At 55.5% G+C, this 17,460-nt stretch carries 13 protein-coding genes; 4 read left to right on the forward strand and 9 right to left on the reverse strand.

Features of this window, described 5'->3' with window-relative positions; genetic code table 11:
• Positions 1-15: 15 nt before the first annotated feature.
• From ABJZ52_RS00960 to ABJZ52_RS00995, 8 genes are all read right to left on the reverse strand, one after another.
• Positions 16-1,497, reverse strand: coding sequence for a glycerophosphodiester phosphodiesterase family protein (locus tag ABJZ52_RS00960; protein WP_348186606.1), 1,482 nt, complete (start codon positions 1,495-1,497; stop codon positions 16-18).
• Entirely contained in the window at positions 1,494-2,552 is a 1,059-nt protein-coding gene (locus ABJZ52_RS00965; protein ID WP_348186604.1) for an ABC transporter ATP-binding protein, read from the reverse strand. The genes ABJZ52_RS00960 and ABJZ52_RS00965 overlap by 4 nt, the downstream gene beginning before the upstream one ends.
• Positions 2,552-3,379: a carbohydrate ABC transporter permease gene (locus ABJZ52_RS00970; protein ID WP_348186602.1), complete on the reverse strand. Its 828-nt coding sequence runs from the start codon at positions 3,377-3,379 to the stop codon at positions 2,552-2,554. The genes ABJZ52_RS00965 and ABJZ52_RS00970 overlap by 1 nt, the downstream gene beginning before the upstream one ends.
• A gap of 10 nt (positions 3,380-3,389) precedes the next feature.
• Positions 3,390-4,694 carry a sugar ABC transporter permease gene (locus ABJZ52_RS00975; protein WP_348207989.1) on the reverse strand — a complete coding sequence of 435 codons (1,305 nt, stop codon included), beginning with the start codon at positions 4,692-4,694 and terminating at the stop codon, positions 3,390-3,392.
• 60 nt (positions 4,695-4,754) lie between these two features.
• Positions 4,755-6,125, reverse strand: coding sequence for an extracellular solute-binding protein (locus tag ABJZ52_RS00980; protein ID WP_348190403.1), 1,371 nt, complete (start codon positions 6,123-6,125; stop codon positions 4,755-4,757).
• A 268-nt stretch (positions 6,126-6,393) separates the two neighbouring features.
• A complete protein-coding gene (locus ABJZ52_RS00985; RefSeq protein ID WP_348190406.1) occupies positions 6,394-8,775 on the reverse strand; it encodes a TIM-barrel domain-containing protein in 2,382 nt (793 codons plus the stop codon).
• Positions 8,775-10,073, reverse strand: a complete 1,299-nt coding sequence (locus ABJZ52_RS00990; protein WP_348190409.1) for a TRAP transporter large permease — start codon at positions 10,071-10,073, stop codon at positions 8,775-8,777. The genes ABJZ52_RS00985 and ABJZ52_RS00990 overlap by 1 nt, the downstream gene beginning before the upstream one ends.
• Positions 10,074-10,099: 26 nt before the next feature.
• Positions 10,100-10,603 (reverse strand): TRAP transporter small permease, encoded by a 504-nt coding sequence (locus ABJZ52_RS00995; protein WP_348190411.1) that lies wholly within the window; start codon positions 10,601-10,603, stop codon positions 10,100-10,102.
• Between the two features lie 267 nt (positions 10,604-10,870).
• Here ABJZ52_RS00995 and ABJZ52_RS01000 point away from each other — a divergent pair, with 267 nt between their 5' ends.
• Genes ABJZ52_RS01000 through uxuA form a run of 4 tightly spaced genes read left to right on the forward strand, consistent with a single transcriptional unit; the run spans position 10,871 to position 15,606 of the window.
• Positions 10,871-11,851, forward strand: a complete 981-nt coding sequence (locus ABJZ52_RS01000) for a TRAP transporter substrate-binding protein (protein WP_348190414.1) — start codon at positions 10,871-10,873, stop codon at positions 11,849-11,851.
• A 25-nt stretch (positions 11,852-11,876) separates the two neighbouring features.
• On the forward strand, positions 11,877-13,670 hold the full coding sequence (locus ABJZ52_RS01005; protein ID WP_348190417.1) for a glycoside hydrolase family 2 TIM barrel-domain containing protein: 1,794 nt from the start codon (positions 11,877-11,879) through the stop codon (positions 13,668-13,670).
• Positions 13,667-14,398 (forward strand): FCD domain-containing protein, encoded by a 732-nt coding sequence (locus ABJZ52_RS01010; RefSeq protein WP_348190419.1) that lies wholly within the window; start codon positions 13,667-13,669, stop codon positions 14,396-14,398. Before ABJZ52_RS01005 ends, ABJZ52_RS01010 begins: the two co-directional genes overlap by 4 nt.
• 53 nt (positions 14,399-14,451) lie before the next feature.
• Positions 14,452-15,606 (forward strand): mannonate dehydratase, encoded by a 1,155-nt coding sequence (gene uxuA, locus ABJZ52_RS01015; protein WP_348190421.1) that lies wholly within the window; start codon positions 14,452-14,454, stop codon positions 15,604-15,606.
• 478 nt (positions 15,607-16,084) lie between these two features.
• Here uxuA and ABJZ52_RS01020 read toward each other — a convergent pair whose 3' ends face one another.
• Positions 16,085-17,083: a zinc-binding alcohol dehydrogenase family protein gene (locus ABJZ52_RS01020; RefSeq protein WP_348190424.1), complete on the reverse strand. Its 999-nt coding sequence runs from the start codon at positions 17,081-17,083 to the stop codon at positions 16,085-16,087.
• Between the last annotated feature and the right edge of the window lie 377 nt (positions 17,084-17,460).

The following is a 17,460-nucleotide window of genomic DNA, read 5'->3' on the forward strand; positions in this document are numbered from 1 at the left end:
ACGTCTTGTTCTTGGTTATTGGCTCGAAACGATCTTTCTCCAGCCGATCGTATCATTGATGTTGACCATGTCCGGCTGGAGGCTGAGCATGTTCTTCATGCTCCCCGGGTTGTTGCCCATATAGGCGACCATGACACGTCCTCCAACTGACCTAACCCGAGCGAAATCGTTCGCGCACGCGTTGGATGTGTTGAACTCGACAATGTTTGGTCTCAAGTCCTGAAGGCACTCTTCCAGAGAGGCGTAGTCTTCCAACCTTGCCATCAGTTTTGCATCAGGGTGATGGTCACGGATCATGCGCAGATTGTCTTTGTCGAATGACCAGAAGAAGCAATTGTCCATGAAGTCGGAAGCCGCCACCAGGGCGACGACGGCATTTGGATTGGCGTCCTTGAGCTCGATATATAGCTGCCTTGACCATGATTTCGCGCAATCAATCATGTCGGCCAGCTGAGGAATACGCGTGCCGGAGAAATGCCGGGAATGCCAGCTGCCTGCGTCGAGCTTGAGAAGTTCGGATGTTGCGAGGTCCGCGACAGCGCCGGAGCCATTTGTCGTGCGGCCCACTGTGCGATCGTGGATGACTGCAAGGGTGTCGTCGGCAGTCTTGCGCACATCAAGTTCCACGAAGTCATAGCCCGCGGCAAAGGCTGCATTTGCGGCAACGAGCGTGTTTTCAGGCGCAATCGCATTGGCACCACGATGGCACACGACAAGCGGTGCATCGGGAAAGACCTTGCGGTAGGGCTTGAGGAGTTCAGGCGTGTCCGAACATATGCCAAGCACTGGCATCTCACAGAGGGTTCGCGCGACATCTGGACGTTCTTCATGCCAGGTGACGATTGGCAGGCCACGAGCAGAGGCTTGGTCAAAGAAATCCGCGTCGAGCAGGCGGTCCGGCCGGTCGCTAGCCCTTTCCCAGCAGGGATGGATGATGTCAGCGCCGGAAATATCTGCAAGCTCAAATGCATCTTTGCCGAGACCGATGAGGATGGAGACCGGGTAGGGACAATTTTGACTTTTTAACTGGCGGCAGAAATCCGGGTCTGTGGTGCCGAAGATTGCTTTTTCAAACTTGCATTCGTCGAGGATGGCAAAGGTTGCTTCTGCTGCGGCCAGGTCTTTGACGTCGAGGTAAAGGGCAGCACCTCTCGATTTCGCCAGGTCGACGACCTCGGCAAACAATGGGATTGGCTCGCCGGACCTGGTGTCCATACGAACAAGTTCAGAGGAGGTGAAATGGTCCAATCTCTCTGAGCGTCCAGCCGTCGCTCTCAGATCAGCATCGTGGCAGACGACCGGTATGCCATCCCGACTTACTTGTATGTCGACTTCCCACATGTCGGCATCCAGGTCCGCAGCTAGTTCGAACGCACGAAGTGTATTGTCTGGTGCGTAAGCACTTGCGCCGCGATGGGCGATTGCCAAGGGGCGCCCTCGCGCGGCAGTAATCCAGGACGGCAGTGATTTCGGTCTTTGTGCGAGATGCATGCTCATAGGCGAGCGCCATTTGCGGCAAACGCGAGCGTTTTTTCCGGATCGATGCCCCAGGTGACCATTTCACCTATTGTATGTGGCTTTCCTGAAGACTGTATCGATCTTAGAACGTCGCCATTTTCCAGCGTTACGTCATAGAGCACTTCGCGCCCCTGCGTTTCGATGAAGCTGATTTTGCCGGAGAGCTTTGCTGGATAGTTCGGTTGAAAATGCTCCGGGCGGATCCCGAGCCTCAGGGCCTCTCCGCTGTTTGGCTGGTTGATCTTCGAAGAGAGTGGAAGCGACTGACTTGACCTGGCGAGGCGCAGCTCGTTCTCGTCGACAGTGCCGTCTAGAAAGCTGATTGGCGGATTGCCCATGAAGCCGGCGACGAACTCGGATGCCGGGTTTTCGTACATGTCTTTGGGAGTAGAAAGCTGGACGATCTGTCCCTTGTCCATAATGGCGATCCGGTCGCACATGGACATCGCTTCAACTTGGTCATGGGTCACGAGAATGGCCGTGATGCCTGTTTTCTGCTGGATACGACGAATTTCCGAACGCATCTCCAGTCGAAGTTTTGCATCCAGGTTTGCAAGTGGCTCATCAAGCAATAGAACGTCCGGCTCGCGAACAAGCGCACGTGCCAGAGCAACGCGCTGTTGCTGGCCTCCAGACAACTGGACAGGCTTGCGGTCCAGAAGCTCGGGGATATGGACGAGCTCCGCGATCTCCCGGACCTTCTCGTCGATTGTCTGCTTGTTGTCTTTTCGGATCTTGAGCGGAAAGGCGATGTTTTCGTAGATATTCATATGCGGATAGAGCGCATAGTTTTGAAAAACGACGCCGACGTTGCGGTTTTGCGACGGCACACTGGTGACGTCCTTTTCGCCAAACAGAAGTCTGCCACCATCCATCCGATGAATGCCGCAAACAGCGAAAAGCGTGGTGGACTTGCCACAACCGGATGGTCCGAGCAGAGCGAGCATTTCGCCGCTCGCGATTTCCAGATTCATGTTCTCGATGACGGCGGTGTCGCCGAAGGTCTTCGTGAAATTTTCAAGCGCGATACGCATCAGCCCTTCGTGCCTCCGCCATAGATGTTCATGAGTTTCTGGTTGAAAATGAGGTAGATGGTCATGACGGGAAGGGCGTAGAAAAGCCCGACCGACTTGAAGAGGTTGAAGTCAGGTGCGCGATCATCCTTGATGAGGTTCTGCATATAGGTGGACAGCACCTGCGACGCGCCATCAGGTGCGAGGACCTGAGGAAGAATGAATTCGCTCCAGGCGGAGAGAAATGAAAAAAGGCCCAGTGCCGCAAGGCCAGGGTGGACCTGGGGCAAGACGAGTTTACGCCAGACCGTGAAGCGATCTGCGCCATCGGCGATCCCCGCCATTTCGATTTCCCAGGGCACGGTGTCGTAAAAGCCCTTCATGATCCAAATTCCGAACGGGAGCTCAAGTGCGGTCTTCACGAGGATGACCCCAATCAGTGTGTTGTAGAGGCCGGTCATTTGCAGCATCAAAAAGATGGCGATGATCAGAGTGACCGTCGGGAAGGCGTGAAGGGTGAGAACGCCGCCCAGAAAGAACTTGCGAAAGGGCATGTTCAGGCGAGAGAGGGCGTAGCCAGATGTGAGAGAAACGCTGACGACGATCAGACTTGTCGAACCTGCGAACAGGAACGTGTTCAAAGTGACCGCCCAGATGTCGGCTCGCCCCGTCTGTGGGGGTTCAAAAAGAAAGCGCCAATGTTCGAGGGTGAAGCGGTCAGGGATCAGCGATCCCGCCGTTGTGTCCGTCACCGTGTCGACGATCAGGTAGGCGAACATAATGACGATGGGCAGCGACAGGACGGCAAGAAGCAGCGTCACCGGCCAGGTTTTGAAGTTCGATGTCATGGCAGGCCCACTATTGCTCGATACGGGGTTTGGCGACGAGCTTGTCGAAGTTGAACAGGCGGAGATAGACGAGCGATGCCGCGATGCCGATAACGACAAGGACGAGAGCGAGCGCTGCGCCCAGGCCATATTGAAGCGCACCGCCGTAATTGTTCAGTGCGGTGTGGAAAGTGTAGAGCGCCCAGACTTCTGTGGAGCTACCCGGGCCGCCATCGGTCGAAAGATAGATGTAGTCAAAGGACGTAAGCAGCGAGAGCGTTTGATAGGCCGTCGTAAAGAGGATTGGCCAGCGAAGCTGCGGCAGGATGATGTACCAGATCTGCTGCAGACGTGATGCGCCATCCACCTCGCTTGCGTAGAGCATGGATGACGGAATGGCTCGAAGTGCGCTTGAAAACAGGATCATTCCGAGAGATGCGCCGACGAAGCCGTTGATCAACACGATACTGACCCAGGCATTGATATCCGAGTGCAGCATCCAGTTGCGCGGGGTGACGTCGAAATTGCTTAGAAAGCTTGAGATGAAACCCGTGTCCCATGTCAGCCATTTCCACATCATGATGTAGATGACCGGGGGCAAAATGCGCGGAAGGATCCAGATCGCTCGGAATGTTGCGGCCTGCGCGCCGGGTAAATAAAAGGTCGCGAGTGCGAGAAACAGGCCAAATCCAACGTTGAATGCAAGGGTGAAGCCGACATACGTCAACGTATTTGCCGCCGCCCTCAGTGTTGAAGGCAATGTGGCGATCAGCTCGTAATTCTCTGTCGTCCAGGTCCAGCCTGTATAAGCAACCTTGGAGAGAATGGCACGTTCGGACGTATCAAGCTTGAGATCCAGATCCGCGATGGCTGCGGCGAACATGTCTTCGGTCTCATAGCGCGTGTTCAACACAGAGCGTTTGAACAGGTCGGCAGCGGCTTTGATTTCCCGAACTGAGCGCGGCCGGGCTTTCATCTTTTTCAAGGCGCGCTCGAGGTCGCGACGGCCGTTAAAGGTTTTGCCGGAAAGCGTTTTTCCAACCTCATCTGCCAAAGCCCTGCCATACCCGGCGTCCAGTGCTGCCAAGCCGGTAGGGTCGACGCGATAAACATCCTTCGCCAGCATTTCTGCCTTGGCTTGCGGAAATCCGCGTTCTGGCAACTGGCGAACAGTCTTTTCGGTTACCTCGTAAGCGCCTCCCGAAATGCCGGTTCCCGAACTCATGTTGGTGAAGGAAAAGACCGCGGTCATGATGACCGGTGCCAGAAAAAACAAGCAGACAATCAGGAGGGCTGGCGCCATAAAGCCGAGCCCGAGAAGGTGCGCGCGTCGCATCGGAACCTCGCAAACAGATAACCCCGGGCGATTGATCGCCCGGGGTCTTGGTGGGGGTGATTAGCGAACGATCAGGTCGTCACCGAGTACGGCCTGCATTTCAGCTTCAACTTCGGCGACGGCTTCTGCCGGGGACTTGGTGCCGGTCCAGGCTGTTTCGAGACCCTTGAACATGATCTCGGAGAACTGGCCGTAGTTGGGGTTGTTCGGCTGCGCGTTGGCATGCGGGAGCAGGCGCTCGGTCGCTTCTGCGGCCCAACGGTCATTCGCATAGAGTTCGATGTTGGACTGCTCTTTCGCGATGCCCAGGTGAGCGGATTTGATTGCATGGAGCGTGTTGATGCGTGGCTCGGAAGCAATCTTGAGCAACTGAGCAGCAATCTCGACAGCTTCTTCGTCTTCCTGTGCGGTCAGAAGATATGCGAGCGGGTGCGTGATCGTGTTGGCGCGGCCATTTTCATTGCCCGCCGGGATCAGCGAGAACTCGATGTTGCCGAAGAAATCATCAAGGCCTTCCTTGGTGGTGTAGCGGGCGTAGTGCCAGGTTCCACCGTGCCAGATTGCGGCCTTGCCGGAAGCAACTTCCGAATACCACTGGTCCCACTCTGTGCCGATGTGGTTCTTGCGGGTTACGCCAGCTTCGACTGCATCAACGAAGAACTGGTAGAAGTCTGTCATGGCCTGTTTGTCGAGGATCAGCTTGCCGCTTTCCTTGTCCATCAGCTCACCGCCAAAAGACTGATAGAACTGTGCGTAGTCAGGACCATTGGAAACGCGCGGGTAGAAGCCGTAGCCCTTTTCGACGAGTTCCAAGTCGACGGCTTTTTTGGCGTCTTCAAGAACGTTCTGCAGAGTGTATTCGCCTGCTTCGACCTTGGCCGGAAGAGCAGCGATTTCGTCGTCCGAGTAGCCAAGCTTCTTCATGGTGTCTTTCCAGAAGAAGAACGGGCGGGACTCGGCATCCTGTGGCAGACCATAAACCACGCCGTTGTAGGTCGTGATTTCCATCAGGTTGTCGTAGATGTTGTTCAAAGGCCAAGCATCAAGATCGACGTAGTCCTCGACCGGAACGATCAAGCCAGCCTGGCTCCAAGGCGCAATGTCCAGATGGCTGGTGACGACGATGTTCGGTGCGGTGCCTGCCTCGGCAGCGAGCGTTACAGCCTGTTTGAATTCAGACCAACCGGCAAAATCGCGCTTTTTCTCGACTGTGATGTTGAGGTCTTCGCCGCGGATTTCCCACTCACGTGTGAGCAGGTCGGATGCCATTTCGATCGCATCGAGCCGGTAGACATCGCTATCATTTGAACCGCCAGCCCAAACGGTGATGGTCAGGTCCTTGGCGAAGGCATTGCCGGCGAAGACTGTTGCAGAAAGAGCCAGAACGGCAGCTGCCGTGGACTGGCGAAGTTTGGAAGACAGGTTGGTCATCGTATTACCCGCTTGCTGGGAAAGCTTCCGCCGCGAGCGACGGGAAGGTCCAAATAAGATCTTGCACACGTGTGCAATACGAGGAATACCGCAGCTTCACTACGACGATATGACAGTGGTGAAAGGAGTGTAGATCACATGCAGAAGATTCATGCGGAACGCTGGTCAGCGTTGGCTCGCTGCAGAAATGATGTGCTCTAAAAAACAGGCGACGCTCACACGGGAGCGCCGCCTTACAGGTTTGAATTCTGACTTGCGCGTGAATTGATCAGCTGTTGCGGCTTTCATCACCAAGGTTTGCTATGGCTGGCACAGATTGCTGCTGATCGCCTATCCAAAGAGGGCGGGTTTCGGCTGCTGGCAGTGTCAGCGAAGCCTCTGTGTGGAAGGGGGGGGCGGTCCCGTTCTGGGTCCAATTCAGCGTTAGCCTATCGGCTGTGGATCTCAGTGAAAAAGACAGGTGGCTGTATGGCGCATTTACCCCGTCGCCGTCGTCTTCATAAAGTTCACCTTCACTGCCGCCAGAGTCGGGAAGCGGAAAGAGTGCGATTTCGCGGCCGGTTTCGGCCTGTGGGTTTGCCCTGTTGGCGCCGATGCCAAGAGGAATGATCGCACCGGCTTTGACAAACAGCGGGATCGTTCCGATATCGACCGGAGTTTCGATGGTTGAACCGCCTGCGTGCCACGTGCCCTGGAAGAAATCCCACCAACCAGACAGATTTTCTGGAAGCCTGACGACACGGCTCGACGCTCCCTGTTCCACGACACTCGCGATGAGTAGATCGGGCCCAAGCATGAAGTCATCAGTATCCTGCCAGCAGTTCCCGTCTTCTGGAAACTCAAGGAAAGTCGGTCGGATGATTGGCTCGTTGAACACGGAGGAACGCCATAGAAGCGTGTAAAGATAAGGGATGAGCCGGTAGCGTAGCTTGATTGCCGCACGAATGTGGTCCGTCACCTCTGGATACATCCAGGGTTCGTTGACCGTTTGATCGTCGTTCCAGCTGTGGATCGTGAAGCGTGGGTGGAAAATACCGTTCTGCACCCATCGGACAAAGAGTTCGGGGTCGGGCTTTGGGCCTGAAAACCCGCCGACGTCATGGCCAATGTTGAAAAAACCTGACAGGGACAGACCGAGCCCCATCCGGATGTTCCAGCGCAGGGTCTCCCAAGAGGTGCGATTGTCGCCTGTCCAGGTTTGTGCATAGCGCTGCAGGCCCGGCGCGCCAGACCGGCTGATCAGATACGGGCGCTTCTCGGGTGTATGGCGTTTTTGTGCTTCTTCTGATGCGCGTGTCATCAGGATCGGCTGAACCGGCCGGATCAGATTGACGGGAATCTCGGAACCAAATCCATGGCAGCGGGCACCGTCGTCCCAGATCTCATACTCGTTATTGTCGTTCCAGGTAGAGCCGATGCCCTTTTCAAGAAGTTCGCGTGTGACGTTGTCCCGCCACCACCCGATTGTTTCCATCTTGGTGAAGTCGAGATGTGATCCCTCGTCATCCCAGAACAGAGAGCGTTCCGGCTGATCGGTCTCGCTGTCTGAGACGAACAGGCCCGCGTTCGCGACTTCATCGTAACGTGGATGGTCCTGGAGAAGGCATGGCTTGATGTTGGCGATCAGGTGAACGCCTGCGTCATGGAACTTTTCCGTCATCGCATGGACATCTGGAACCTTTTCCGTATTCCAGTTGAATACGTAGCGCTTGTCGCCAATCGATGTGTAGCCTGAGGAAAGCTGGAAGCTGTCGCAGGGGATGTCATGCTCGGCGAGGTGGTCCAGGAAGCCTTCGAGTTGTACCTGCGCATCAGGCGCGTCCGTATAGGACATCGTTGAGCCCGAATATCCAAGCGTCCAGCGCGGCGGGAATGCGGTGCCGCCCGTCAGCTTTGCCTGTTCTGTTGCAAGTTCGCCCAGCTCAGGCGCCCAACGCATGTAATAGTCCAGATCACCGTCCTCGGCGCGATAGCTGCGGTACGGCTTGTGGTAGTTGTCCAGCTCATTTCCGAGATCGAACCATGTGCCGGCCAAATTGTCGTAGAAAATCGACCAACATCCGGCAGTTTCGGTGCGCGTCAGCGTGAAGGGAATATGCTTGTAGAGCGGATCGGTTGTCTCCGCGTTATAGCCCATCGCATCGAGATTGCGCATTTCAAAGCGACGACCGGACCGTTCCAGCAGGCCAGTCTTTTCTCCAAGACCGAAAACCTTCTCTTCAGGAGAGCGGGCCAGGAAATGGGCGTGCCGGTGATCGCGAATGCCGGCCATGATGCCACCGGTCGCGCGATCTTGAGCGAACTCTCGCCATTCGCCGTCTACCTGGCTTTCCCAACGTAAATGCAATGGCTGCGAAATGGTCAGCCGGATCGAGCCCGTTTGAAGGAGAAGCTTTTCTCCAACCTCAAGGTCGAAGCCCGGGCTGGAGAACCCGCCGAGGCTGTCACGGGGGCGCCCCTCAAGGGGGGCGTCTCCGTCCGGTGCGACTGTCCAGCTGCGGTCCAGCCGCCATTTCTTGTTCTTCAACAAAGAGACGCGGAACAATGAGCTTTCCAGGACGGAGATGCGCAGAAGATGCTTTCCCTCCACTTCCAATTCTACGCCGGATTGTGTTGTGCTTAGAAGGGTCCAATTCGAGAGGGTTTTCATCAGTATCCAAGAAGCAGGCGTGGCAGGGCGAGGCTGATCGCCGGCACATAGGTGACCAAAAGCAGCAGGGCGAAAAGTACCGCATAAAATGGAAGCAGCGGACGGATGACCGCGCTGATGCTGGTTCCTCCGACCGAACAGCCGACAAAAAGTGCGGAGCCTACCGGTGGCGTACAGATTCCAATACATAGGTTGAAGGTCATGACGATGCCGAAGTGAACCGGGTCCATGCCAAGGTCCCGAACCACCGGCATGAAGATCGGAGTGAAGATCAGGAGCGCAGGTGTCATGTCCATGAATGTGCCGACGATCAAAAGTGCAATGTTGATTGCGAGAAGGATCAGAATCGGATTTTCGGAAATGCTGAGCAGCGCATCGGACAGCGCAAAAGGAATGTCACCAAAAGCCATGGCTCTGCTCATGGCAATGCTGGCGCCGATCATCAGAAGGACGATCGAAGTTGTCACCGCCGATTCAGTGATGATCGACGGCAGGTCCTTCAAACCGATTTCACGGTACCATACGAGCGCAAGAAGCAGCGTATACACCACAGCAATGGCAGAGGCTTCGGTTGCTGTGAATGCGCCGCTAATAATTCCACCCATGACGATGATGATGAGACCAAGCGGCAAGATCGCATCAGCGGTTGCGCGGAAAACCTCTTGCCAGGTGGAGCGCGGTGCAAGTGGATAACCACGCTTCTTGGCTATGATGCCCGCAACGATCATCAGGCTGAGCCCCATCAGAAGACCCGGTAAATAGCCAGCTACAAAAAGGGCCGCGATTGAAGTTCCGCCGGTGATGAGGGAATAAACGATCAATGTGGCTGAAGGGGGGATCAAAAGGCCGGTCGGGCAAGAAGCGATGTTGACGGCTGCTGAATAAGCGGGGTCATAGCCCTCTTTTTTCTGCAAGGGCGACATTACGCCGCCGACGGCAGCGGCTGCTGCGACGGCGGAGCCGGAAATTGAACCAAACATCATATTGGCCAGCACGTTGCAATGTGCCAGCGCGCCTGGAAGACGGCCACCCAGGACCTTCGCGAAGGCAATCAATCGCATCGCGATCCCGCCACGATTCATGATGTTCCCTGCGAGGATGAAGAACGGGATCGCAAGAAGTGTGAAGCTGTCCAGACCCGATGCCATCTGTTGGGCAACGATGAAGACCGATTGGTTGAAATCCATGAACAGCAAAAAGGTGATTGCTGCCGCTGCGCCGATTGCGAATGCAATCGGAACGCCGATTGCTGTCAGTAAGCCGAATGCCCCGAAGAGCAGAAGAGCCGCACTCGCCATGTTAAACTCCTAGAATAGAAATGCTCTTAGTCGAGCGGGCCAAATGCGGGGTCATCGTCCTGTCTGGAGTTGCCCGATTTGAGATCCAGAGCGAAGGACAGGCAATAGTAGATCATTACGAGCCCGGCGAAGGGGATGGCGCCATAGACATACCCCATCGGAATTTGCAGGCTCGGGGTCACCTGACCGGAAGCTAGCGTCTTTGCCACAAGCTGGCCGCCGCCATAGACCATGACGATTGCGCAAAACAGGCCGACAACGCCCAGGATGACCAGCTCTGACAGGAGTTTGCGCTTGCCGCTGAGCTGCAGCGTTAGAAGATCGATGGCGAGATGGCGCCCTTGGCCGAGTGTGTAGGCCCCGCCGATCAAAGCGAGCCACATGAAAAGAAAGCGAGCGAGTTCATCTGTCGTGGTGCTTGGCGTGCCGAGGATGAAGCGGCTGACAACCTGCCAGACGACACATACGACCAGGATGCCGAAGATCAGAACCAGCGCGCACTTCAGGGTCGTGTCGACGGCGCTACGCATTGGACTATCTCCCAAGATTTATGGAAGCTGGATGACACATGGCGCACTCCTCCCGTCGCTGGTCTTGCGTTCCTTTTATCTCAAGCCAAAAACCACGAGAGGGATAATCTGGTCAACCAATTTTATATGACTGGTTGACTAATTTTGGAAATTGGCAAATGTTCTCACTTGGATTGGTTGACCAGATGAGCTGTCTGGTCGAGCCGCCAATGCAGATTGAACCGCATCTCATCATGAGGCTGCGAGTAAACCCTGGGAGGGATTTCAATGGTGAACTTCACACGCGTTACCGCTCTTACTGCGACAACCATCTTGGGCGCAAGCCTGACCGCAGAGGCTGCAACCTTGCGCCTGAATCACAACAATCCGCCGGAGCATCCGGTGCATATTTCCATGCAGGTTATGGCTGACCGAGTTGCCGAACTGACTGACGGTGACGTAAAGATCCGGATCTATCCGAATGGCCAGCTTGGTACGCAGCGCGAGTCCATGGAGCTGGTGCAAAACTGTTCGCTCGAAATGGCGCGCTCGAATGCATCTGAACTTGAAGCATTCGAAGAAAGCTATTCTGCGCTGAACCTGCCTTACATTTTTCAGTCTGAAGAGCACTTCAACGATGTCATCACTGGTGAAATCGGCGCTGATATTCTGAATGCCTCTGCTGAACAGGGCTTTCGCGGCGTTGCGTTTTACACCGAGGGTGCTCGCTCTTTCTACGGAGATCGTGCGATCAACAGCCCTGCCGATCTGAAGGGCATGAAGGTGCGCGTTCAGCCAAGCCCGTCTGCCATTCGCATGGTTGAACTGCTCGGCGGTAACCCGACACCGATTTCCTGGGGTGAGCTTTACAGCGCGCTGCAGCAGGGCGTTGTTGATGGTGCGGAAAACAATCCGACGGCTCTGACCACGGCTCGTCACGGCGAAGTTGCGAAGCACTTCTCGCTTGATGAGCACACGATGATCCCATCGGTCGTTGTTATTTCCTCGTGCGCTTATGATGCCCTGACTGAAGACCAGCGTTCGGCGCTGCGTCAGGCAGCACTGGAGTCGATGGAAGCTCATCGCAAGTCGTGGAACGCCGCTTCAGACGCTGCAATTGAAGAAGCGCAGAAAGATCTGGGCGTTACGGTTCATACCGTTGAAAAAGCGCCTTTCGTTGAAGCGGTTCTGCCGATGCACGAAGAAGTCGCCGCAAAGTCTGAAAAGCTCGCCGATCTGATCGCTCGCATCAAAGCGGCGGCGAATTGACGACAACGGACTAAGGAACCGGCACATGCTCGAGCGCTCCGATCTGGCAGACAATGCCCTTCAATGTCTGCATGATGAGGACTATGACCGTCCTTACAATTTGCAGAACCTGAATGCGGAAACGCTGATCTTCACCAGGGGGCGGGAAGGCCGTTCCCTGGATGGAGAGTGGAACTTTTGTGTCGATCTGCTCGACACCGGGCTTAGGCAGAAATGGTTCTCCATGCTGCCTGAAGCTGCGGAAAAGCGGATTGAGCCCTGGGACTACGACCCCTATGAGGGTGAGACCGTGCCGGTTCCCTCCTGCTGGCAGATGCTGAAGGAGAAATGGTATTTCTTCGAAGGGTCGGCCTGGTACACGAAATCTGTCTCAGTCGATGAACTATTGCCGGGAAGACGACGCTTTCTGCGCGTTGGCGCGGCGCAATACGACTGCAAAATTTTCATCAACGGGACGTTCATTGGCAATCACTACGGCGGCTCAACACCGTTTTGCGTTGAGGTGAGTGATGCGCTGACGCCGGGCCAGAACTGGATCATGCTTTGCGTGAACAACACGCGGACCCTGGACCGCGTACCCATGCGCAATACCGACTGGTTCAACTACGGTGGCGTTTATCGTGAAGTTGCTCTCTATGAGACAGGGGCAACGGTTATCCGCGATGTCTTCGCGCGGCTTGATGATGATGGCGGCATTTGCGTTTCAGTTGCTGCAGATGGGCCTGCGGAAGAAGCGCGGGTTCGCATTCCTGAGCTGAACATTGACGCGGTTATTACGCTTGACGACGGTCGCGGACACGTCGTTTTCGAGGCCTTGCCAGAGCGCTGGTCACCTGATACGCCCAAGCTCTATGACCTTGAAGTCGAAGCTGGCGGAGACCGTGTGCATGACAGGGTGGGCTTTCGAACCATCGAGCGCCGTGGCACGGAACTTTTCCTCAATGGTAAGCCGCTTTTCCTGCGCGGAATTTCTGTGCATGAGGACGATGAGACAGTCGGAAAGTGCACAAGTGAAGAGGATCTTCGGCGGCGATTTGCCGACGCACGGGCGCTGGGCTGCAATTTTCTGAGGCTCGCTCACTATCCGCATCACGAACGTGCTGCGGAAATTGCAGATGAGCTTGGGTTCCTGCTTTGGGAAGAGGTTCCGGTCTACTGGGCCATCGATTTTGCCAATCCTGACACGCGGCGCGATGCGGAAAACCAGTTGCGCGAGCTGATCCGGCGGGACCGCAACCGGGCAAGTGTCATCATCTGGTCTGTTGGGAACGAAAACCCGGACACGGATGCAAGGCTTGAATTCATGCGCGGTCTGGTGGAGTTGGCACGGGACGAGGATCCGACGCGCCTTCTTTCAGCAGCATGTCTTGTAAATCATGCGAAGCTCAAGATCGAAGACCGGCTGGCAAAACACATAGATGTGATTGGCTTGAATGAATACTATGGCTGGTATGAAGAGAATTTCGACGAATTGATTTCTATTGGCCAGAACTCGGATCCTGATCGTCCGGTCGTAATTTCGGAGACTGGCGCGGATGGTGATCACACGGACTTGGGACCTAAATCCGGTTTATTCAGTATTGATTACCAGCGTGAAGTGTACGAAAGACAAATCGAAACTCTGAGAGAACTTTCCTATATCAAGGGGATCTCGCCGTGGATTCTTTATGATTTCCGTGTCGAACGCCGCCAGAACGTTTTTCAACGAGGCTTCAATCGCAAGGGCCTGATTGCGGCGGACAAGAAGACAAGAAAGCCGGCATTCGATGTGCTTCGGGCCTTCTATGCCGAAATGAGGGAAAAGGACGCAGCTGAATGAGCGCTTCGCGCCGATATCAGGATGTTGCTTGTGAGCTGCGCCAGCTAATCTGCAAGCGTGGCATGAAGACGGGCGAACGGCTCATGTCCGAACGCCAGATCTCTGATGAAATCGGCGTATCTCGCTCACTGGTGCGTGAAGCGCTCATAATGCTCGAAATCGAGGGCCTTGTTGAGGTTCGCAAGGGGTCCGGAATCTATCTGAGCACGAGCCCGGATCAGGCGGCACCACCGCTGCGAGACGATATCGGGCCGTTTGAACTTTTGCAGGCGCGTCAGTTGTTGGAGAGCAACATTGCGGCCTTTGCGGCGGAAATGGTGACAAAGAATGACATCATTCGCATGCGCGAAGCCCTGGAAGTCGAGCGGCACGGCATTGAAACCAGCGATCCGGACTACAGTGGTGACGAGATGTTTCACAGGCTAATTGCCGAGGCGACCCAGAATTCCGTTCTTGTCGATATGGTTCAGGAACTGTGGCGCAAGCGTGAGCAAAGCCCGATGTGGGCGCGTTTACACGAGCGCATTTTCAACGCTGACTATCGCAGATCCTGGCTAGATGACCACAGGAACATCTTGTCGGCTCTGCAAAGCAAGGATCCTCAGGCGGCGCGCCAAGCCATGTGGCAGCATCTCGAGAATGTGCGCGAAACCTTGATGGAACTGTCTGATGTCGAAGATCCGGCTTTCGACGGATACCTTTTTCAACCCATTGTTCAGGTCAGATAAACAGGCTGGGAAACAGCTGAAGGCCGACCATACTACTTTCCGGGGAAACATACATGATTGAAACTTGGCGCTGGTTTGGACCGGAAGATGCCGTGACCCTGTCCGACATTCGTCAGGCTGGGGCTGTTGGTGTGGTGACTGCCTTACACGGCCTGCCGAATGGGGTCGTTTGGCCCCGCGAGCAGATCGAAGAACGCCAGGCCATGGTGCGCGAGGCTGGTCTCGAGTGGCTGGTCGTGGAGAGCATACCCGTCCACGAAGACATCAAGACAGGCGCGGCGAACTGGCAGGACCTTGCAGACAATTGGGCTGAAAGCTTCGAAAATCTGGCGGCCTGCGGCATCCGGACCATTTGCTATAACTTCATGCCCGTCCTCGATTGGACCCGGACAGATCTGTTTTACGAGCTCGAAACCGGCGCCAAATGCCTTCGGTTCGATGCTGTTGATTTTGCAATGTTCGACCTTTTCATTCTTCAGCGGGAAGGGGCCGAAAAAGATCATTCAGCCGAGCTCCAAACTGCTGCGAAGGCGCGGTTTTCCGAAACAGATGCTGCCGGGCGTGACAGGCTGATCGACACAATCATTGCCGGTCTGCCTGGAGCGGAGGAAAGTTATTCGCTGGAGAGTTTCCGAAAGGGCCTTGATGCCTACAAGGGGATCGGTGCGCCTGAGCTCAGAGAAAACCTTCGAGCGTTCCTCGCACATGTGCTGCCGCGTGCTGAGAAGGCGGGTGTGAAGCTGGCAATTCATCCAGATGACCCGCCCCGTCCGATCTTCGGGCTTCCCCGCGTGGTTTCGACGGCTGAAGATATGGCCGTGATCGCACAGATGAATGAAAGCTCGTCGAACGGGTTTACGTTCTGCTCCGGATCCTATGGAGTCCGGGCTGACAATGATCTCCCCGCCATGCTTCGCGAGCACTGTGAAAGGGTTCACTTTCTGCACCTACGCGCAACGAAGCGGGAGGCCGATGGTCTGAGCTTTCATGAGGCCAATCACCTCGATGGCGATATCGATATGGTTGAGGTCGTGCGTGCGGTTCTTGATATCGAAAAAGCTTCTGGCCGTGTCCTGCCGATGCGACCCGATCACGGCCACGCCATGCGAGATGATCTGGCCCGGAAAACTGCGCCCGGCTATCCCCTTATTGGCAGGCTTAGAGGCCTGGCTGAAATTCGAGGTGTTGCAAGAGCGCTGGCGCGTTAGTGTAAAAAGGGCATCTGTCGACCAGAGTGGTCGGTCAAGAGACCGGCGCCAGTCGGACGCGGAACGAATTCTGCTCCGCCAGTGGTTCGATGCTCGCTCTGTTCACCAGACGTGACAAAAAGACGAAAGGAAGATGTCTTGTGCCTGCGCTTCCATTAGCGCGCCTTCAATTGTGTCTCCACAGTTGATGTCCATTTTTCTGACATGGGGCCATACATGTTTGAATTGGACGCCAGCCCGACACTGACTCGCGCCCGCTGGTGAAGATGATCAGAATGGGGGCCGATGCCACCTGCACTCCAAAAAAGAGTTTTAGGTTATGGGCAAGGTCGTTGTTCCGCCATGGCGCAAGAGTAGGCCGGACGTTGTTCCAAACGCCGAGCGGACTTTAGGATGATCGGCAATACGAACTCTGCCTTCCGGTGCGACGACGTTGTCGTCTGGCTGCAGGCGTGTTGTTTTTAAAGGAATGTGGTCTCTATTCTAGGGTCACGATCGCTTTGATTAGCGTTTCACGATCCTGGGCCAGTCCCGGAAAGTGCTGGGCGAAGTCTTCCAGGGGAATGGTTTGCGAGCAGAGCGCGCCGGTGTCAATCTGGCCGTCCCTGATAGCTGTCATGACATGCTGGAAGTCCTCCGCAGTCGCGTTTCTGCTGCCGATAATACGCGCCTCACGCTTGTGGAACTCTGCATCATTGAAACTGATGTCATCCTTGACCACGCTAACAAGAACGTAGCTGCTCCCGTGAGCGAGAAATTGAAAGCCTGCTTCAATTGCTTTTGCGTTGCCTGTGGCATCGAAGACCACGTCAAATCCATCGACAAGGTCATCGGCAAGAATTTTGCTCCCAACCTTATGGGTCTTGGAAAAGCCGAAAAGGCGCTGTGCCTGTTCCAGACGGGCAGTGCTCAGGTCCAGTAGATGAACATCGGCTCCTGCAAGGCGGGCAAAAAGAGCGGTGCCAAGGCCAATTGGTCCGGCTCCAGTGACCAGTGTTCTGTCACCCTTTTGAACGCCCGACCTGCGTACCGCGTGCGCTCCGATTGCCAGAAATTCAACCATTGCTGCCTGAAGGGGCGAGAGCCCGTCTGCCGCGTATAAATTCGCAGCTGGAACTGCAAGTCGTGCGCAAAGACCGCCGTCGCGATGAACTCCCAGCACTTCAATGTTGGAGCAGCAATTGGGTTTGCCCCGTCTACAGGACCTGCATTCGCCACAGGAAATATATGGGTTGACTACGACGAGATCGCCGGCGCGCCAGCCTGAGCCATCCTCGCAGACGCGCGCGCTGAGTTCGTGTCCTATGACGCGCGGATATTTGAGATAGGGATGCTTGCCTTCAAGAATGTGATAGTCGGTTCCGCAAATGCCGACAGCCTCAATACCGATCAGTACCCAGCTCTCGGGCACCCCGGTGGGAGCTGGTCGTGTTTCGAACACAAACTCACCCGGCTTGACCACCGTCCCACTGAGCATGGTCTCAAACTCTTCTTGCGGTGAAGTCCGTAACGTTTTCATTGCACCATACCCTGGCTGAAGAAACACACTCTTTCGGCCGCTCATTCTTGATGACCAAGCTTAACAGATTATCTTTCTTGCCTGAGCAAAAGAGTGCGTTTCCAAGGGGAGGGCAAACGCTCCCGCTCTTCGCCTGAGTTCGGCAAATTATCGACTGAGGTCTTGATTGGTTGGTTTGTCGTCAAACCATGAGTCTGAACCGCCCCGGGTTTGCCGGAGGCTCCAACTCCTGAGTAGGATGGAGCACCATGAGCAAAACGACGAACAAGTTTTCCGCTGAAGTACGTGAACGAGCAGTCCGCCTTGTTCTGGATAATGAGAGCCAGCACGGGTCA

Source organism: Roseibium sp. (genome assembly GCF_039982295.1).
Taxonomy (GTDB): domain Bacteria; phylum Pseudomonadota; class Alphaproteobacteria; order Rhizobiales; family Stappiaceae; genus Roseibium.